The 19,662-nt window shown below is 61.8% G+C and carries 15 protein-coding genes; 2 read left to right on the top strand and 13 right to left on the bottom strand.

Features of this window, described 5'->3' with window-relative positions; all coding sequences use genetic code 11:
- Window positions 1-46: 46 nt before the first annotated feature.
- The 3 genes from purH to rpe are packed head-to-tail and all read right to left on the bottom strand — an operon-like array spanning window position 47 to window position 4,195.
- Window positions 47-1,636: a bifunctional phosphoribosylaminoimidazolecarboxamide formyltransferase/IMP cyclohydrolase gene (gene purH / locus ACX3VQ_RS06340; RefSeq protein WP_462580056.1), complete on the bottom strand. Its 1,590-nt coding sequence runs from the start codon at window positions 1,634-1,636 to the stop codon at window positions 47-49.
- Between the two features lie 10 nt (window positions 1,637-1,646).
- Entirely contained in the window at window positions 1,647-3,533 is a 1,887-nt protein-coding gene (locus ACX3VQ_RS06345) for a heparinase II/III family protein (protein WP_462580057.1), read from the bottom strand.
- Entirely contained in the window at window positions 3,533-4,195 is a 663-nt protein-coding gene (gene rpe / locus ACX3VQ_RS06350) for a ribulose-phosphate 3-epimerase (RefSeq protein WP_462580713.1), read from the bottom strand. Before rpe ends, ACX3VQ_RS06345 begins: the two co-directional genes overlap by 1 nt.
- 245 nt (window positions 4,196-4,440) lie before the next feature.
- Between rpe and ACX3VQ_RS06355 the strand changes: the two genes are divergently transcribed.
- Complete coding sequence (locus ACX3VQ_RS06355) at window positions 4,441-4,944, top strand: DUF2141 domain-containing protein (RefSeq protein WP_462580059.1); 504 nt, start codon at window positions 4,441-4,443, stop codon at window positions 4,942-4,944.
- On the opposite strand, the gene ACX3VQ_RS06360 is transcribed toward ACX3VQ_RS06355, so the two are convergent.
- Both ACX3VQ_RS06360 and ACX3VQ_RS06365 read right to left on the bottom strand, forming a co-directional pair.
- The gene (locus ACX3VQ_RS06360; protein WP_462580060.1) at window positions 4,945-5,847 is read right to left on the bottom strand and encodes a hypothetical protein; all 903 of its coding nucleotides are present in this window, start codon (window positions 5,845-5,847) and stop codon (window positions 4,945-4,947) included.
- Between the two features lie 11 nt (window positions 5,848-5,858).
- Complete coding sequence (locus tag ACX3VQ_RS06365) at window positions 5,859-6,896, bottom strand: diacylglycerol/lipid kinase family protein (RefSeq protein WP_462580061.1); 1,038 nt, start codon at window positions 6,894-6,896, stop codon at window positions 5,859-5,861.
- Window positions 6,897-7,048: 152 nt separating this feature from the next.
- Between ACX3VQ_RS06365 and ACX3VQ_RS06370 the strand changes: the two genes are divergently transcribed.
- Window positions 7,049-8,251 carry a M20 metallopeptidase family protein gene (locus ACX3VQ_RS06370; RefSeq protein ID WP_462580062.1) on the top strand — a complete coding sequence of 401 codons (1,203 nt, stop codon included), beginning with the start codon at window positions 7,049-7,051 and terminating at the stop codon, window positions 8,249-8,251.
- 81 nt (window positions 8,252-8,332) lie between these two features.
- On the opposite strand, the gene ACX3VQ_RS06375 is transcribed toward ACX3VQ_RS06370, so the two are convergent.
- From ACX3VQ_RS06375 to ACX3VQ_RS06410, 8 genes are all read right to left on the bottom strand, one after another.
- Window positions 8,333-9,793, bottom strand: coding sequence for a sugar MFS transporter (locus ACX3VQ_RS06375; protein WP_462570930.1), 1,461 nt, complete (start codon window positions 9,791-9,793; stop codon window positions 8,333-8,335).
- Between the two features lie 113 nt (window positions 9,794-9,906).
- A complete protein-coding gene (locus tag ACX3VQ_RS06380) occupies window positions 9,907-12,348 on the bottom strand; it encodes a glycoside hydrolase family 3 protein (RefSeq protein ID WP_462580063.1) in 2,442 nt (813 codons plus the stop codon).
- Window positions 12,349-12,448: 100 nt separating this feature from the next.
- A complete protein-coding gene (locus ACX3VQ_RS06385) occupies window positions 12,449-13,651 on the bottom strand; it encodes an MFS transporter (RefSeq protein ID WP_462570928.1) in 1,203 nt (400 codons plus the stop codon).
- Window positions 13,641-14,702 carry a LacI family DNA-binding transcriptional regulator gene (locus ACX3VQ_RS06390; RefSeq protein WP_462580064.1) on the bottom strand — a complete coding sequence of 354 codons (1,062 nt, stop codon included), beginning with the start codon at window positions 14,700-14,702 and terminating at the stop codon, window positions 13,641-13,643. Before ACX3VQ_RS06390 ends, ACX3VQ_RS06385 begins: the two co-directional genes overlap by 11 nt.
- Window positions 14,703-14,788: 86 nt before the next feature.
- Window positions 14,789-16,291, bottom strand: coding sequence for a tryptophan halogenase family protein (locus tag ACX3VQ_RS06395; protein ID WP_462570926.1), 1,503 nt, complete (start codon window positions 16,289-16,291; stop codon window positions 14,789-14,791).
- Window positions 16,288-17,319: a cupin-like domain-containing protein gene (locus ACX3VQ_RS06400; RefSeq protein WP_462570925.1), complete on the bottom strand. Its 1,032-nt coding sequence runs from the start codon at window positions 17,317-17,319 to the stop codon at window positions 16,288-16,290. The genes ACX3VQ_RS06395 and ACX3VQ_RS06400 overlap by 4 nt, the downstream gene beginning before the upstream one ends.
- Window positions 17,312-18,028 carry a SapC family protein gene (locus tag ACX3VQ_RS06405; protein WP_462570924.1) on the bottom strand — a complete coding sequence of 239 codons (717 nt, stop codon included), beginning with the start codon at window positions 18,026-18,028 and terminating at the stop codon, window positions 17,312-17,314. Before ACX3VQ_RS06405 ends, ACX3VQ_RS06400 begins: the two co-directional genes overlap by 8 nt.
- A 1-nt stretch (window position 18,029) precedes the next feature.
- Window positions 18,030-19,577: a tryptophan halogenase family protein gene (locus tag ACX3VQ_RS06410; protein WP_462580065.1), complete on the bottom strand. Its 1,548-nt coding sequence runs from the start codon at window positions 19,575-19,577 to the stop codon at window positions 18,030-18,032.
- Window positions 19,578-19,662: the final 85 nt, after the last annotated feature.

A 19,662-nucleotide genomic window follows, 5' to 3' on the forward strand; every position in this document is an offset into this window, starting at 1 on the left:
GAGAACCGCACCGAGGATGAGCGCGTGGGGGCGCGCTCGAAACGCATCAGTGCCGGAAATGGCGCATCCCGGTGAAGACCATCGCCAGCCCCGCCTCGTCCGCCGCAGCGATCACTTCCTCGTCACGGATCGAACCGCCCGGCTGGATCACGGCGGTGGCGCCCGCTTCAGCTGCCGCAAGCAGTCCGTCGGCAAACGGGAAGAAGGCATCGGAGGCGACCGCGCTGCCAACCGTGCGCGGGGCATCCCAGCCATAGGTTTCGGCAGCTTCGGCTGCCTTCGTCGCGGCGATACGCGAGGAATCGCGCCGGTTCATCTGGCCCGCGCCGATCCCGGCCGTCGCGCCATCCCTGGCATAGACGATCGCGTTCGATTTCACATGCCGCGCCACGGTCCATGCGAACAGGCAATCATTGAGTTCCTGTTCGGTTGGCGCCCGCTTGGTCACCACTTTGAGGTCAGCCTCGGTGATCGCGCCATTGTCACGCGTCTGCACCAGCAGCCCGCCGGTGATCGGTTTGACCAGCAAGCCGCCGCGTCGCGGATCGGGCAAATCGCCCACGGTGAGCAGGCGCAGGTTCTTCTTCTTCGCGAATATCTCGCGCGCTTGATCCGACACGCTCGGTGCAATCACCACTTCGGTGAAGATCCTGGCGATCTGTTCGGCGGTTGCCCCGTCAAGTTCCTGGTTGACCGCCACGATCCCGCCAAAGGCAGAAACGCTGTCGCATTGCAGCGCCGCTTCCCACGCCTCGACCAGCGTGCCTGCCTGCGCCACGCCGCAGGGGTTGGCATGCTTGACGATCACCACTGCTGGATCGCCACCGGCAAACTCGGCGCACAGCTCGAGCGCGGCATCGGCATCGTTGTAATTGTTGTAGGAGAGCTCCTTGCCCTGGAGCTGCTCAGCCTGCGCGATCCCGCGCCCATGCGGGCCAACCGGGGTGTAAAGCGCGGCCTGCTGGTGCGGGTTTTCGCCGTAGCGTAGCACAGTGGGGGCCTTGCCATTGACCGCGAGGAAATCTGGAAAGAGCTGTTGCTGGTCGGCAAATCCAAACCACTGGCTGATCATGCTGTCATAGGCGGCAGTGGCGGCGAAGGCCTTGGCCGCGCATTTGCGGCGGAAGGCCAGTGAGGTGGCCCCATTATTCGCGTCAAGTTCGTCTAGCAATTCGGCATAATCGCCGGAATCGGTGACGATGGTGACAAATTGGTGATTTTTCGCCGAAGAGCGAACCATACTGGGCCCGCCGATATCGATGTTCTCGATGATCTCGTCACGCGCGGCACCGCGCATCACAGTCGCTTCGAAGGGGTAGAGATTGACCACCACCAGGTCGATTGCACCGATGCCATGTTCTTCCATCGCCGCAGCATGTTCGGGGTTGTCGCGCACCGCCAGCAGCCCGCCGTGGACCTTGGGGTGCAGCGTCTTGACCCGCCCGTCCATCATTTCGGGAAAGCCTGTAAGTTCGGAAATGTCGCGCACCTCCAGGCCCGCTTCGCGCAGCGCCTTTGCCGTGCCACCGGTCGAAACCAGTTCCACCCCGCGCGCGGCCAGAGCCTTGCCCAGTTCAACCAATCCGCTCTTGTCGGACACCGAAAGCAGTGCCCGCCTGATTACCACATCCGTCACGATTCGGATTTCACCCCATTTTCTTGAACAGCCAGGAGAATTGCCCCCCGCCGCGCGATGTCATTCCCTGCACCACCAATTGATCGATTGCATGCGGGCGCCCGTCGCCATCGACCCACATGCTTTCTTCGATCTCGACGCTCGCGCCGCTGTCATTGCCGCCCAGGCGGAATTGCCACAGCGCCCCGTCGGGCAGCATCAGGCCGGCGCCGCGCCGGTCTTCGGACAGCCGCACTTCAACCCCGCGCCCGAGGTGAAAGCGGATTGCAAACCCAACCTTCCCGCGCTGGCCCTTCTTCGAGGGAGGCGTGAGGATATCCTCACCCAGCAGCTCGCAGCCATCCCCGCGCAGCATCAGGATGCGGCGGTGGACCAGGCCATAACGTGCGGCATAGCCGTCATGGCTTGCTTCGATCCGCTGCACGTCACCGCCAGCGCGCGCAATCTCGCCGCGCTCGACCTCGACCTGTTCGACGCCCTTGCCCAGCTTGCCGCCGAGCAAAACGGCGGTGGAATTGGCATTGTCCAGCACCAGCGTCGAATGCGCGGCCGTGGCGCGCAGGCCCTGCTCGATTCGGGCAGGCACCTGCCCGCCCGCAAGCGCAGCGCCGCCGCAATTGACAATCAGCCGGTGTGCCCCGTCCGACATTTCGAAAGCCAGCGTCGAGGCGCAGCCCCAGCGCGCATGTTTCGAGCGCGGGGGAGGTGCAGCATCGATCTGTATCACTGTCTTGCCGCCAGCCAGCCGGTGATAGCCCCAGTGCCGCACATCCTTGAGCGGGCGGGTGCGGACCCCGCTGGCATCGATCAACGCGGCCAGCCGATCAGCACGGGCAGCGCCATTGCCTTGCCAGCTACCCAATCCGCCATCGCCATGCCGCATCGCCAGCAGCGGCGGCACCAGCAGTTCGCGCATCAGGCCAAGTGGTGCCGGCAGGTCACGTTCTGTCGCCTTGTAGCACGCTTCAAGGTCGGTCAGCATTGCGATCACATCGGCCTGCGCCATCGGGCTGCGCGACAGCGCGCCGCCATCCTCGCCTGCGAAATCGCCCAGCGCGGCGATCAGCCCCGCCTCGCCATAGAGCCGGCGCGGCTTGCCCTGCGGCATCAGCAAGCCAGCCGCCGTGATCGCGCCCCAGCCCAGCACTGCGCCAAGCGGATCGGGCGTGCGGCGCACTTCGCGGTCGAGCCAGCACGCGGTCTCGTCAATTGCGGCGAGCATGCGCGAACGTAGTTTCCCGTCCTGGCCCGAGAGCACCAGCGGCGCATATACGAGCCACGCCATCAGGCGGTGCGCAGCATGCTCGGCCTGCCAGGCGGCGCATTTTCCGGGCCTTGGATTGGCATCGAGCCACAATTTCGTAATCCGCTCGGCCGTTTCGACGCATTGTTCGCGCTGGCCCGCAGCAGCGAGATCGCGCAGCCAGGCAAAGCCGTGAATCACCCGCTCGAACGGCGGGGCAAGGCGCGAGGAGGATTCGTAATCCACCTCAGCGATCGGGGCCTTGGCCCCGCTGATGAGGAAATGCCCCGCACGCAGCGCCATGCCCGTTGCCCGATCGCCCATGAGCGAGCTTTCCACTGTGCCGAGCAGCCGCGGGCGCGCGGGTTTGCGAAACGGCGCCGACAGTGTCGCGCCGCCCACCCCCAGGCGATAGGCAAAACGCAGCAATCGGGCACTGAAATCGGATTTGGGCGGTACGAAATCGCTCAACACCAGCGCGCGCGGCTCAGTAGCCGGTGCGATGGGCGCCGCATCTGCAACGTTTGCCAGTGGCTGTTTGTCAGCGCGCTTTAGTGGCAGCGCAGAGCGATGCTGAGGAACTTCTCCGAACAGGTCTTCTTCCAGCCCCTGATCGGAGGGCCGGTCGCTCTGGCCGGAAAGCAGCGCGTCCATCAGCCTTCGCCCTTGAGCGCAGCGATGTTGGCTGCATAGCGATCCGGCCCGCCCTTGAAGGTGGCCGAGCCCGCGACCAGCACATCGGCACCAGCCTCGACGCAGAGCCGCGCGGTTTCCGTATTGACCCCGCCATCAACCTCGAGATGGATGTCGCGTCCGCTGGCATCGATCAGCGCACGGATCCGGCGGATCTTGTCGAGCTGGGCATGGATGAAGCTTTGCCCGCCGAAACCGGGATTGACGCTCATCACCAATACCAGATCGATATCCTGGATAAGGTAATCAAGCACTTCAACCGGGGTCGAGGGGTTGAGCGAAACGCCCGCTTTCTTGCCCAGCGCCTTGATCGCCTGAACTGTGCGGTGAGCATGCGGCCCGGCTTCGGGATGAATGGTGATGATGTCGGCCCCCGCTTCGGCAAATTCCTCAAGATAGGAATCGACCGGCGAGATCATCAGGTGGACGTCAAAAACCTTGCTGCTATGCGGACGCAGCGCCTTCACCACCATTGGCCCGATGGTGATATTGGGGACAAAGTGCCCGTCCATGACATCGACGTGAATCCAGTCCGCGCCTGCAGCGTCGATGGCGCGCACTTCCTCGCCTAGCCGGGCAAAATCGGCCGAAAGGATCGAGGGAGAAATCAGCGGTGCCGCCATGGTGTGTTCCGGATCGCGCAAGTATCCCCAGTAATGCGCTGCAGGTGCTTCGAACAAGCAGCAGGCGGCGCCTTTTCCACACACGCCGGCACACAATGCCCCCACTTGGCACATTAAGCGCCGGTTTGCGTCCAATTCAGCGCCAATTCAGCCCGCCAGCGACATTGGCTTGGCGATATCAAGGCGACACCTATATTACGCCGCAAACAAGCTAAGCCAGAACGGATATGATAATGCGATCGAACTTGCCGAAGACAAGCCTGGTGCTGGCTGCGGTGGTGTTTGCCCCGGCTGGCACCACCAGCCTTGCACAAGCGGCCGAAAGTGCATTTCCCTTTCATCAACAGATTGCGAACGACATGCGCAAATGCGCGCCGGGTGCCGGGCCTGCCGCACGCGTGACGGTGAACGGAGTGAAAGCGGCCGAAGGCACGGTGCGGGTACAAAGCTATCGCGGCACCAAGTCCGATTGGCTCGAACAGGGCAAATGGATCAACCGGATCGAGGTTCCCGCGCGCAAGGGCACAATGACATTCTGTGTGCCACTGCCCGCGGCAGGCTCTTATGGCATCGCGGTGCGGCATGATGCCGACGGCAATGGCAAAACCGATTTCGCGCGCGATGGAGGGGGTATGTCCAACAACCCCTCGATCAATATCTTCAACCTCGGCAAGCCGAGTTACAGCAAGACCGCGATCGAATTCGGCACGGGCGTGACTTCGATCACGATCAACATGAAATATATGTGATCAGGCGTGTGGGCCGCGCTTTCGCTGCGCGCGCCACACCTGCCACAGAACTGCCGGTGCTGCGAGCACGGGATGCCTTTCGCGCCATGGCGTCACTTCCACCGGAACGCCGGTATGGCGTTCGATTTTCCATGCGGCATAGCGCGCGGCGCCATCGAATGTGGTGCTCGCCTTGACAAGGCGCAGGATGTTGAGCGGCTTGCCCATCCTCTGTCGGCGTCGCCACCAGCCCAGTATCCTGCCACGTTCGCTGGCGGATAGCTGCGGCACGATAGTTGCGCCGCTGCTTTCGAATGCGATACCCTGCGCCTCCAGCGCAAGCGGCAGCAGCCCGTCGAAATGCGCGGCATTGACCGCCAGAATGCTGTCTTCACGGCCGGGCCGCTCGACGCGAAATTCCGCTTGATAGGTCGCGCGGAACAGTGCGCGCCAATAGTCATCGGCGCTGCCGCTCTCCGGCCCAAGCGCTACCGCAAGTCGCGCCGCAGTCTGCGCTGCCCCGGCCACCGCCGCGAGAGTTTGCCGACGCGCATCATCGTCCCGCTGCCATACCAGCGCACTCGGTTGCACGAACCGCGCCCAGATGGTGGTGTCGAGGAGTTCCCCGCGCGCAGCCTCGGCAAAGGTCGAAAGTGACATGGTCGCGATCTTGGCGCGCAACACCGCCCCCCGGTGTTCCCATTCGCGATAACTTACGCGCGGCCAGATCCGGTCACGCTGATTGCCGGGCAACAATACATAATAGTCAAGCACGCCTTCTAGCGCGCCCGTACGCAGGTTGGAGCCATAAAACAGCACCGCCAGCGCTCCGCTTTCCTCGGCAAGAAGCGCGGCGAATTCGCTAATCGCAGGATCGACCGATGCGCTCGCTTGCACATCAATACGCTCAACCAGTCCCGCCATTCGCAGCCCTCTCAGGGTGCCACGAATTCGAGTTCTGGCCCGGGCTCGATCCGGTATCGCCCTGCAGGAAAGGCTTCGCCATCAAGTATGAACTGGTCATCGAGCTCGATTTCGAAAGCGGTCGCTACCAACTGGTGGATGCCGCGTTCGCGCAGCTTGGCGGGCGACCACCCCATCATCACTGCCGGCAACAGAGCCGCAATACGCCGGGCAACCTGGTCAAGCACCGCCAGTTTGAGCCCTTTGCGCAAGGTGCCGAAGGGCTTTAGTCCCGCAGGAAAGCGCTCGAGCGTCGACACCAGCAGCAGCTGTCGCCGCTCCGGATCGCCCGCTCCGCTATGCGCCATTGGTGCCCCACCAGGCGCCAGCCGGATATCCATCTTGGTGCCCCGGCGCCACGGGTTGGCGCGGCTCCCGAACAGTATCTGAAGCACGCCCCACAGCGTGGTAACGCCAACTGCAAGACTGTTGAACGCCCCCAGCTTGTGGGCGCTCTGCCCGGCGCGGGTGCCGATGGTGAAAGCGCCAGCGCCCAGAATGAAGCCCAGAACGCGCGAACCGGGCTGCTCAAGCCGCGTAATCGCCAAGGGGCGGCGAACGATCCGTGTTCCGTTTCCGAACGCGTCGATCGCGGCTTGCAGCGTCCAGTCAGCCGGCGCTTCAAGATCAACTGCAAGCGCGTTGGTCTTGCCCTTGGGCAATACCGCGATGGCAGGCCAATTCTCGCCAAAGATCACATCGCCGCAGGTAAGCACATCACGCACGGTGCCATCGCCGCCATTGATCACCAGCAGATCGATATCCCGCCCGGCCAGCCGCGCCAACGCTTCGGGTAATTGTGCACGATTGCTTGGCTGCACCACGATCACATCGGGCGCAATGCGGCTCTCAAGATCCTTGCCCCGGTTGCGGTGGCTGAGCGGATTGTAAACCAATCCGACGGTAGGCGCACGCACGGGCACGGCAGCTGCGCCTTCCCGCTGCGCCGTGGACCTTGCCTCAGTTCGCTTGTGCAGCGAATGGTCGAATTCGTGGATCGGACTGGCCATTGCTGGTTGTGCCTTAGCGGCAAACCATAAGCGTTCACTAGGATTTTCTTTGTCGCAGCCAATTTTGCCGGCTGCAGTGGTGGAGTTGCGTTTGACCAGCGGGCCGCCACAAAACAGCTTTTGTAGCGCGCCGAATCGGCTAGGTTGCAGGAATGCTGACAGAACACCTGCTTTCATCCGCCAACAGCCTGAGCGACGGGATCGTTGCTCTGCGCCGCGCCATCCACGCCGAGCCCGAGCTGGGGCTGGAAACCCCCAAGACGCTCGCCAAGGTCCGCGAGGCGCTGGCCGATCTGCCGTTGAGCTGGCGCGAGGGCACATCCTGCACGGGCGCGGTGGCTACACTTGAAGGCGCGAAACCGGGGCGCCGCGTGCTGCTGCGCGGCGATATGGACGCGCTGCCGATGGACGAGAAGACCAATCTCGAATTCGCTTCCACGATACCCGGGCGCATGCATGCCTGCGGACATGACACGCACACTGCCATGCTGGTGGGCGCTGCAAGGCTGCTATGCGCGATGCGCGACGACATTGCAGGAACGGTGGATTTCATGTTCCAGCCGGGCGAAGAGGGCCATCACGGTGCGCGCTTCATGCTCGAAGACGGGCTGATCGATCCGCTGCCCGATGCGGCCTTCGCGCTGCACATCATGCCCAATGCACCCTTCGGCGTGCTGGCCGGCCGGCCCGGTCCGCTGATGGCGGCGGCTGACCAGTTTACCATTACCGTCAAGGGCCAGGGCGGCCATGCCTCGATGCCGCATGATTGTATCGACCCGATTCCGGGCACGGCAGCGATCGTCAGCGCGCTGCAGGCAATGGTCACGCGGCGCTTCAACGCGGCGAGCGCCGTGGTCGTCACCGTGACGCAGATCCACACCGGCACCGCTTTCAACGTCACGCCCGATTCGGCCACGCTGTGCGGCACCATCCGCACGCTGAGCCCCGAGCACCGTGTCAAGGCGCAGGAACTGATCGCGCAAACCGCCGAGTTGACTGCCGCGGCACACGGCCTGACTGCACAATGTCAGTTCGAACAGGGCTTCCCGGTCACGGTTTGCGACCCGCGCGCGGTGGAACTGGGCAAGGCGGTCGCAACGAAGCTGGGCGGCGTGGGCGGGTGGCGCGACCTGGCAGATCCCATCATGGGCGCGGAAGACTTCGCCTATCTGCTCGAGAAAGTGCCCGGGGCGATGTTCTTCCTGGGGGTGGCCAATGAGGGCGAGGAATGGCGGCAATGCTGCGCGATCCACTCACCCCGCATGCATGTCGACGAAAAGGCCTTGCCCAAGGGCACGGCTATGCTGGCAGGCTGCGCGCTCGAATTCCTCGAATCGGGCTGGAACGAGGGGTAGCACCAACAAGAAACCGGGGCCGCCCAAGGCGACCCCGGTCAGTTGTCCACCGCTCCTCTCGAAGCGCCGGGGAGAGCCCGTTCAGGCTGGCCGGCGGGCGAAAATCCCGAAGCCTGCGATAATTGCGTAGCAAATCACCGGGATCACCATAGCCAGCGCCAGATTGCCACCGGTTGCATCAGCCATCACGCCATAGAGCAGCGGGACAACGGCACCACCGAAGATGGCAACGTTGATGATACCCGATCCGTCCGCCGCGCGCGGCCCCAGCTTCTCGCAGGCGAGCGAGAAGATTGTGGGGAACATGATCGAATTCATCAGGCCCACCGCCAGCAGCGTGTAACCCGCGAGCTCCCCCGAACTGTTCGCCGAGATCAGGATGAGCAGGATTGCACCCGTCGCGTTGAACGCAAGGATTTTACCCGGGCTGAAAATACGCAACGCCCACGAGCCGATGAAACGGCCAACCATGGCACCGCCCCAGTAAAGACCGATCAGCCATTCCACGGCATTTGGTTCTGCCCCGAAGATTCCGTTCAGGAAGGCGGTGATGGGGCCGCCGTTTGCCATCACATGTTCTTGCAAGAGGTAATTGATGACGATCGATCCGATGGAAACCTCGGCACCGACGTAGAGAAAGATGCACAGCGCGCCATAGCCGAAGCGGGACCGCTTCAGCAGGTCGTTGTCATACAGCCAGAACGCCGGTGCGAGCAGAATCACCAGTACACCCAGCCATCCGTTGACCTGGATCGCAAGGAACACGCCTGCGGCTGCAAGAGCGAGGCCGATCAGGTAGCGGCTGTTGGAAACAAGTTCGCCGTCACCCATGATCCTGGCGTCATGCGGCAGCCGGTTGCGGAACATCCAGACAGCCGCAGCCACTACCGCAATGAGCGCCGCGACGCCGAGATAGCCCTGCCAGATCGCCTCGCTCTCGGCAGCGCGATATGCCTGCAGGGCAGCGCCCTCCAGTTGGTCTGCCGAAACGTCGGCGAGACTGCCGAGGATGATGGCGGCACCAACGATCGGGAAAACCGTGGTGCCCAGTGAATTGAATGCCTGAGCAAATGTCAGCCGGCTGTGGGCGGTCCTGGGCGGGCCAAGCAGGCTGATCAGCGGATTGGCCACGACTTGCACGATCACCACGCCGCTGGCGAGGATGAACAAGGCGCCCAGGAAAATCGCATAGGTCGCTGTCTGGCTGGCGGGGATGAACAGCAGGCAGCCCAGGATCATCGTGCACAGTCCCGCGACGGCGCCGCGCATATAGCCGATCTTCTTCACCAGCTTGGCGCCAGGAATCCCGATTATCAGGTAAGCGGCGAAGAAGCAGAACTGCACCAGCATCGCCTCGGTGTAGCTGAGCGTGAACAGCTCCTTGAGCTTGGGGATGATCACATCGTTGAGCGAGGTGATGCCACCGAAGATGAAGAACAGGCCAAACACGAAGTAGTTCAGGCCGGGCGCGTCAATCGACGTGCCCTCGTGCTCGATCGGAACCGGGTCCGAACTGGAAGCCACATCGGGTACCAACGCCATGTATTTCCTCCCCCAACAGGCCGACATCCTGCGGCCTGGTTCTCTCACCCCGGCAGATTAGCGGCGCGCCAATCCCGGTCTAGCTGTATACGAATGCGCGCCGCCCATACCGTTCAGAACGCGCATTCGGTTCCCTCCGGCAGTTCCTCGCGCTGAATGCTGGAAATGCGGAGAGTAACGTCACCCTCGGTCTCGAAAGCGATCCGCGGGCCCAGGCTGCCGACACAGCTTTCGCTGATGACCATTTCGCGCCAACCCTTGGCAAATGCGTGGTCGAACTGCTGCGTGACATCGATTACCTGCTCGTTTCCATCGGCCGTGCTGACGCGCAGGCGGACCGGTGCATTGGGCCGCGTGACCACTGTATAATCGATACGATAGGCTCCGCCGGTATCTGTCGCTTGCGCAAGACCAAAATAGGAACCGCCGCGCATCAGGATCTCGCGCGAATCTTCCTGGGCATCGCGATCATGACCGCGCGAGATCACGCCGGCAGCACTCATGTCGCCGCGCATTTGCGGCATCAGTTCCTCGACGCCGCTGTGATCGAGCCGCCCGACAAAAGCGACCACCCCGGCGCCCAGGCGGCCTGAACTGAACATGTCGGCGTTGTTATTCTCCGCCAGCGCCGCGCATTCCTCGCTCAATTGGGCAAGCGGCGTGGTGTCGCTCAGCGAGCGCCCATAACCGAAGGGAAACAGCGCGCCCTCTGGCCCGTTGACCGGCTGGCCTTCGCAAGCTGCGGGCCAGGAGAAGGGAAGGCGGCCGCTAGCATCGTGCGCGCCGGTGAGCACATCGGCCACGCCAGCACCTTCGCTGCCCGGTAGCCATGACGCCACGAAGGCGTTGGCTGCATTCAGTTCGCGGTTCACCCACAGCGGGCGGCCGGACAGGAATACGGCCACGGTGGGGATGCCTTGTTCGCGGAAGCTTCGCAAAAGCTTGAGCCCTTCCTCGTCGCGGAACACCAGATCGCGCTGGTCTCCCGCGAATTCGGCATAGGGCGCCTCTCCGAACACGACTATCGCCACATCGGGACGGGTTCCAAACGTTCCATCCTTGGACAGGATGGCTGTGCCGCCCGTGGAGGCCACACTATCGCGCAATCCTTCCCAGATCGAGCTCGCATTGGGAAACTTGTCTCGCCCCAACCGGTCCTTGCGGCCGCCCTGCCACTCAAGCGTCCAACCACCGGAAGCCTGACCAATATCATCAGCGGCAGTTCCCGCCACGAGAACATTCGCCCCGGACCTGAGCGGCAAAACCCCATCATTCTTCAGCAGGACTTGTGAGCGCGCAACGGCTTCGCGGGCGAGCGCTCGGTGCTCTGGCGAGCCGAGCATTTCAAACCGCCCCCCAAAGGCGCGTTCCGACGGTCGCCTCACATTCTCGCCCAGCAGGCCCGCACGCTGCTTGACCCTGAGCACGCGGGCGACTGCCTCATCGACGCGCGCCATGGGAATGGTCCCGTCCCTGACCTGCGCGATCAGCGATTCCATCAGCGGCTTCCAGTCATCCGGCACCATATATATGTCGAGCCCGGCCATCAGCGATTGCGGGCAGTCGGTCACTTCACATCCCTTGACCTGGCCGTGACCGTTCCAGTCGCCAACGACCAGTCCGTCAAAGCCCATCCGGCCACGCAGCACATCGGTTAGCAGGGCTTGATGGCCATGCATCTTGCGGCCGTTGATCGAATTGAAGCTGGCCATGATTGCTTCAACACCCGCGTCTATCGCCGCCGGATAGGGCCGCCCGTGCAGGGCGAGGAGAGCATCGATATCGCCGTTTACATCGCCCTGATCAACGCCCTGGTCCGTGCCGCCATCGCCGAAGAAGTGCTTGGCCGTGGCGATCACGCGGCCGCCGCCGAGATAGTCTTCGCTGCCGGGCTTGCCCTGCAGGCCTTCGACCAGCGCAGCGCCCAAGCTGGCAACAAGTTCGGGATTTTCTGAATAGCTTTCGTAGGTACGGCCCCATCTGTCATCGCGCGCCACGGCGACAGTGGGGGAGAAATTCCAGTCGATGCCGGTCGCCTCTATTTCAATCGCGGTGGCATGGCCAATCCGCCGCACAAGGTCGGGATCGCCGGTCGCGCCAAGCGCAATATTGTGCGGAAACAGCGTTGCGCCGACAATGTTTGAATGTCCGTGCACCGCGTCGGTCCCCCACATCGTGGGGATGGCCGGCTCGCCATTCGGCAGCGGCTTGACCGAGGCATCATACATTTCATCGGCAAGGCGAAGCCATTGCGATGCCGGGGCAAACTCGTCGCCATAGGGCCCGCCATTGCCGCCATTCAGATAGCTGCCGAAGCGATAACGCTCCATATCCTCGGCAGTGAAGGAGTTGATCTGGGGCTGGATGAGCTGCGCAATCTTGCGCTCGAGGCTCATCCGCGCAATCAGGTTTGCAATCTCGGCGTCGGCAGGTGTTGGCGCAGCCGCACTGGCGGATGCCGCAGCTTCACCTGATTCAGATACACTTGCCAATGGCACTGTAGCGCAGCCGCCAAGGCCCAGTGCCGTTGCCAGAAACAACCCGGAAAAACGCATTAACCCATCCCCTCCCGCAGGATGCAAATCCCTTGTGAACGCTAATTGAGAACGTTCTCAACTTACTCGATTGGCACGGGGGAATCCAAATTGCAAGGGCTTAAATCCGGCGGGAAATGGCCAGAAGCAGCGTGCTTGCCAGTGCGCATAGTGCCGCCAGCACCCAAAACAGCCCGCTGAAGCCGAACACAGGCACCAGCGAAAGCGTGAGCCACGGGATAATCAACGAGGGCACCGTGTTGGTCAGGTTGAACAGGCCCAGATCCCGCCCGCGGTTTCCCGGACGCGGCAGCACGCGCAAGGTCTGGCCCGAATGGAGCGACAGAAACAGCACAGAGGCCACCCCGAACAGGACATAACCCGCAATCGCCACATTCGCGTCCCCGGCGAGCGCCATCAACATCAGACCGCAAGACGAAATCGCTGCCGAGATAGCCAGAGGCAGAATGGGGCGCTGAGTGCGGTCGGACCAGCGGCCCGCGGCCAGCGCCAGCGGCACTGCAATTGCCAGGACGATGCTGAAAATCCGTGCAGCGTCATTCTCGCCAAAGCCCGGCGCGATCGAGCGCAGCCAGAACAGCAGGAATGCAAACAGCGCGGCTTCGGCAATCTGCACCAGCAGCCTCGCAAACCACATCCTCAGAACGGTCGATCGGGTCTGCCACGCTTCCCGGCGAGGCTCTGCCGTGGGTAGATGCGGCTGCATCAGCTGCGGCAACTCGCGGCCGCGGCCCAGCAGCAGGACAGGCGCCACCATGGCCGCCACCAGCAGCGCCACGATGGCCAGCCGGGTAGCGTTGTCGGCCAGCCCTGGTATCGTCACCACCGCGCCTGCCAGCGCCCCCAACGCCGGGGCGAAGGCAAACAATCCGCCCAGCAGGCCCTTTTGCCCGTCGGGCACACAATCGCCAGCCCATGCCGCAAGCGGTCCCAGCATCATGTTCAGCCCCAGCTGCCAGGCCATGATCACCATGATCAGCTGGGTCAACGAGGCCGCCTGCTCCACGGCGATCAGCAATCCGCTCGACAGCAGCAGGCCAGCCGCGATCCAGGCCGGACGGCCTCCACTGCGATCGCTGAGCCAGCCAAAACCGATATTGGCCAGACTTGCGACTATCGCACCGGCAAAGGTGGCATAGGACAGCGCGGCCACATCATCGCTGCCGGTCAGCTCGGCAATCCGCACCGGAAGCAGTACGGTGAGAAAGGGCACATAGGCCACTGCACCCCCGGCCGCCGCCAACGCCAGAAGCAGCAGAAACCACAGCGGCTGGCGCGCCGGTTGGGCGGTGTCAGCAGTCATTACCGCCCGACGGCGGTGCAGTCGATCCACGCTCGACCAGGCTCCCTTCGACAGTGATCGGCGCTTCGGGCAAAGGCTCGCGCGGCGCCTTGATCAACAGCTCGACCGCTTGCGCAATGGTGGCCGCGATCGGCTGGTCGACAGCGGTCAATGGCGGATCGGTAAAGCGCACGATCGGCGTGTTGTCGAAACTGATCAGCGAAAGCTGCGCCGGGACATCAAGCTGCATTTCGCGCGCCACCTCCAGCGTCGCAAGCGCCATCTGGTCATTGCTGGCAATGATCGCTGACGGTGAATCGGGCAGGGTAAGCAGGGATCGTGCTGCGGCAAGCCCGGATTCATAGCCGAAATCGCCGCGCTGACACAGGCCGTCGGTGGCGAGCCCGCCCGCCTCCATTGCCTTGCACCAACCGGTGATGCGCCATTCGCTAAGGCTGTATTCTGCAGGCCCTGCAATCAGCCCGATGCGGCGGTGGCCCAGTGCGATAAGATGCTCGGTCGCCATCACCGCCGAATGCTCATCATCCATGGTCAGGCGGATGCCGGGACCAGGCTCGAGCGATCCGATCTGGGCGAAAGGGATTTTGCGCGCGGCGAGCAAACCTGTGATGAGCGGGTTTTCCGAGTGCGGCGGTGTCAGGATCACACCATCGGGCTGGAGCGCGGCAATCGCAGCGCTGAGTTCGCGCTCGACATGGTCATTATGCGTGTCGACCAGTTCGACCATCATGCGATAGCCATGCTCGGCGCAGGTTAGCATCCCGCCCAGCAGCATCTGATCAACCCAGTCCGTGCCGCTGCGTGCGCGCCATTCGGCGATCGTCTTTTCCCGATCGTTGAGCGCAAGAATGAGGTATGAGCGCGAACCACTCATGCGCTGCGCCGCGATCGAGGGAACATAACCGAGCTTGTCGATCGAGGCCTGCACCCGCTGCTTCATCGCCGGGCGAACATTGGGTTCATTGTTGATTACGCGGCTGACCGTCTGCAGGGAAACCCCTGCATCGTCGGCCACGTGCCTGATCGTGACAGCCTGCCGCCGTCTAGCCATTCCCGCCTACCCCCTATTCGATCCCGAATTCCCCTCTATTGCCTGCTGCAATCCCTCCGTGCCGCAGGCTGGGGCCTAATTGCGTCTTATGCCGCCTTTTCCTCTTTGGTGCCGCAGAATTGCGTCACATATTCGTGGTGGGCGGGCATGCCTGCCACCGTTTTTTCTACCAATTCCCGCAGGTTGGTGAGCAAGGCATTCAATTCCTGATCCGACAGCTTCTCTGCGATGGGATGATAACTTTGCGGAGCAATCCCCTGCCCCATCATGACCTGCGTCCAGCTGTTTTCGACAAACAGTTCCTCATTCTTGCGGAACACGCGCCCGGTGGCCTTGAACAGGTCCATCTTGTGCTGGAGCGTGTCGGGAATGTCCATATCGCGACATTGCCGCCAGAACGGGGAATCTGCGCGTTCCGTCGCCTTGTAATGCAGGATCAGGAAGTCGCGGATCTGCACCATGTCGGTCAATTGCTGATCGTTGAATTCATCAATATCGTGCTGGCTTACCTTGCCAGCGGGCAGCATCCGGATGATGCGAAGCACTGCTCGCTGAATCAGATGGATACTGGTCGATTCAAGCGGTTCCATGAACCCACCGGAAAGCCCCACGGCAACACAGTTGCGATACCATTGCTTGCGCCGCGCACCGGTGGTGAAGCGGATGAAATTGGGCTTCGTCAGCTGCTCGCCCTCGACCGAGGAAAGCAGGCGCTCGGCCGCATCCTCATCGCTCAGATAACGGCTGCAATAGACGATCCCGTTGCCTTGGCGGTGCTGCAAAGGGATGCGCCACTGCCAGCCCGCGTCATGCGCGATCGAACGGGTATAGGGCAGCGGCGGGCGCACGCTGGCGGTCTGTACTGCAATCGCCCGGTCGCACGGCAGATAATGCGCCCAGTCATCGAAACCGGCGTGCAGCGCACCTTCGATCAACAGCGCGCGAAAGCCGGTGCAATCGATGAACAGGTCGCTTTCGATGCGCTGGCCTGAATCGAGCCGCAAGGCGGCGATATCGCCGCTTTCTCCGTCGAGTTCCACATCTGCGATCTTGCCTTCGACGCGCACGGCGCCGTCGGCTTCTGCGAGGCTGCGAAGAAACGCAGCATAAAGCCCGGAATCGAGATGATAGGCGTAATTGAGCTTGTTGTCCGGCAATTGCGCGAATTTGCCCGCATAGGCTGCTGTCAACTCCAGACAGTAATCGTCATAGCTCGCCGTGTGCCCCTTCGTCAGGCCATAGAGCCAGAAATGCAGGAACCCCGCGGCCCAGTGGTCACGGCCGGTAGAGCCAAAAGAGTGAAAGTATTTTTCGCCATCGACTTTCCAGTTTTCAAAATCGATCCCAAGCTTGAAGGTCGCCTGGGTGCGGCGCATGAATTCCGCCTCGTTGATATTCAGTAGCCTGTTATAAGCTACCAGCGGCGGAATCGTCGCCTCTCCAACTCCAACCGTGCCGATCGCTTCGGATTCGACCAGGGTCAATTCGATTGTCTTGCCCAAAGTTCGGGCCAGGGCGGCTGCCGTCATCCAACCGGCTGTGCCGCCGCCAGCGACCACAACACGGGTGACTGGTTTGCTGCTGTTCATTGGCTGATGCTCCTGGTCAGGAACGCGCGGAGTCGTCCGGCGCTTTCGGGGGTTAGAGGATCGAGAATTCCGCGCGCTCCTTGCGGAATATGCGCGACTACGCTTTCATCGTTTTCAAACACGTAATGGTCAAACAGTTCGCGCCAGATGGCCTTGTCTGCATCAGGCAAATCGCGGATCGCCATGATCGCGTGATTGAGCGCATCCTGCGGCTGACCCAGCCAGCGCGGGGTTTCCCGCCACCAGTAATTGACCAGAACATTGAACGGGGCGAGCCCTTCGACATGGTGCCACCACATCGACGGGATGAACACCGCATCTCCTGCGTCGAGTTCAGCCACGAGAGCTGTCTCCAGCGCATCGGCAAAGCGCGGAAACCTTTCGAGGTCGGGCTCATGGAAATCGACCATGCTAACCGCCCGGCCCGCCGGAGTATTGTCGATCGGTCCAAGGTATAGATTGCGGAACTGATCGGGCGGAAAGATCGTGAAGCGTCGCTTTCCAACCGCACAACAGGCGAGGTTATCGGGAAAATCATTATGTGCTGCGATCCTGGTCGGCGTGCCAATCCAGATGCTCGCCAAGGAATTACGATCGCCAAGGTCGATATGGTTCGCTTCGTGCAACCCGTCGAAGAACTGGTGCATGTCGATCGAAGATAGATACACGGGCGGCAGATCGGGCCGACCTTCATTGTCATCCAGCCCTTTGAATATATCCGCAAGCTTGCCTGTGCCCGTGCGGAAATTCATCTGCATTCCGTCATCATAGAACATCCGGCCATCACCACCGGGTTGCCCGATGGAAACGGTGAACGGGCGGTTGCGGGCATGGTTCGCGATGTATTCGCGCGCTTCGCGGGCAGACCGCTTGCCTGCTTGAACCAATGGCCAATCGCGGGCCACTCCGCGCACGACAAACGGAGTGTGCGCAGCGCGGATCAGCGCGTCGAGAGCAGCGAGATCCACCGCCTCGCGCTCCTCAACTCGCTCGATGGAGGAAAAAATGGAAGGATCAGCTTCAGCCACGGCTTAATTGGCGGTTCTTGCGGTCAATCAAATCGCTGAAATGGCCGAGGGATGCCACCACCATGAAGGTCGGCATAAGATGACCCCCCTGATGCAGGTCCCCCAGTTCATCCGCACCCAGATCGCGCAGCTTGTCTTCGTTGATGGTATGAAATCCCACCAGTGAATGTTTGGAACCATCCTCCAATGGCACTTCGAGCTTGAAGGGTTCGATCAATTCATAGCGCTCAAGCGCTTCGAAGAATGCCGGGCTGGCCTGATATCCCGCGTGGAGCAGGCCGAGTTTGTCGGCGATACCTTCAAGGTAAGGCGTCGCAGCTCCATCTTCGTCGAAAACACGAATTCCCTCGCCATCGCTCGAAATGCGCGGATGGCCCATATCGATATGGATTTGCGCGTCATCCTCGGATTCAATCCGGCCAATCAGAAACGGCTGGATCGATTGCGCCAACGGTTTGTAGCGGGCGGTCCATTGATTGTCTTCGAGGAACAGGTTTTCGCCATTGGTAAATCCGAACAGGGCCATGGCAGAAAATTGACCCGTTTCATTATCCCGCTTGAAAACGATCGGGTAACACGTTTGCACCTGTCGGAATTCATATGGCGTCGTGATGCAGGCCATGACCGCGTCTCCCAATTCCGCATGGGAATCGTTGCGGACACGCAAGTCACGATGTTCATCACGGCTGAGAATGCGATGCTGGTTCATGTTAACCGGTCTTCTCCTTCAACGCCGACAAACCATTGTCCGCGTCAAGACTATCAAAATAGGTCCGGTTTGTCGGCAAGGCCGCGCTCATTGCCCGGGCCTGTTCGCGCACCTGGCGCAGCCGCACAAGCGCCTGTGTTGTTGGTGTCGCGGGAACTGTATCCGGAGCCGGAAATCCCATACCATATAGCACAAATTGCTGGCTGGCAGCCGAAAACACTTCGTCAACTTGCGGAAAATCCCAGCTTGACGGGGGTTGGTCGCGCCACAGCTCCAGCTGTTCGCGCAATCGCTCGGGCATGGCTTCGGGCGCGCGCTGCGCCTGCCAATAAGGTCCGCTGCGCTCGCTCAGGGCGTAATGCAGTTTCAGGAAATCCACGATCCGTTCCCAGCGATAGTGGAACAGCTTGTTGAACCGTTTCGCGTGAATGTCCATTGCCGCTCGTGAGGCCGGAAAGTTTTCCGTCAATGCATTCAGCGACAATTCGATCAGGACAATGGCTGATGCTTCAAGCGGCTCGATAAAACCCGCTGACAGGCCGATCGCGAGGCAATTGCGGTGCCAGAATTGCGCACGATAGCCCGTTGAAAATTGTAGCTTTCGCGGCTGCAAGCCAGATTGATCGGCTTGAGGCATCTTATCGGCGATGTAACCGCGAAGGATAGCTTCGGCGCGGTCATCGTCGAGGAATTGCGTGCTATAGACACAGCCAATCCCGCGCCGTTTCGGCAAGGCAATGTCCCATATCCAACCCGCTTCATGCGCGGTGCCAACAGTTTGCGAGGCAATCGCGCTGCCGGGTTCGGTCGGTACTTGCACCGCCAACGCGCGGTCGTTGAGGGACACATCGGAGCGGTCAATCCACTCGACCCCCAACTCCTTGCCGATCAAGACTGCTGCTGCTCCACTGCAATCGATAAACAGATCGCCTGCAATCAAATCGCCAGTGGAAGTTTCCAGCGCAGCAATATCGCCATTCGCTGTGCGCTGGATCGCTGTCACATGGGCAGGCCTGTGTTCGACACCCAAATGCTGCGCCGCGTGCTGGCTCAGCAGTTGCGCGAATTTGCCTGCATCCAGATGATATCCGTAATTTTGCGCGCCCGCATAATCGGGCATCTGCCGTTGGCGAGGTGCAAGATCCTGATCACACAAAACGGTTTGTGCAGTCATGGCCTGCGCAAAGGTGTCTTCGGGTGAGACATCGCGCCAGGCAGCAAGCAACTGCATCATGTCGCCTGGCGCAGGTGGGGTGAAGGGGTGCAGATAGCTGTCGCCAGCTTCGCCATTGACCCAGCCATCAAAGCGCGAACCCTGCTTGAAGCTCGCATCGCATGACTTGAGGAATTCCACCTCGGAAATACCGATGGCAGCCAAGGTGCTGCGCATTGTCGGCCAGGTGCCTTCGCCCACTCCGATCGTGGCAATGTCAGGCGCCTCGACAAGGGTTACATCAAGTTCGGGTCGCCGCGCGCCGAGCATGCAGGCAGATAGCCAGCCGGCAGTGCCGCCGCCCAGGATAACCACCTTTCTTGTCTTGGCTTGCATGTCCATTCTCGTGCGCGCGATCGGCCCCAAAAAAAGAGAGTCGCCCTGCCTGTGCAAAGCGACTCTCTCTTAAAGCGCGGGGTCT

It is taken from the genome of Altererythrobacter chaiwopuensis (assembly GCF_054957735.1).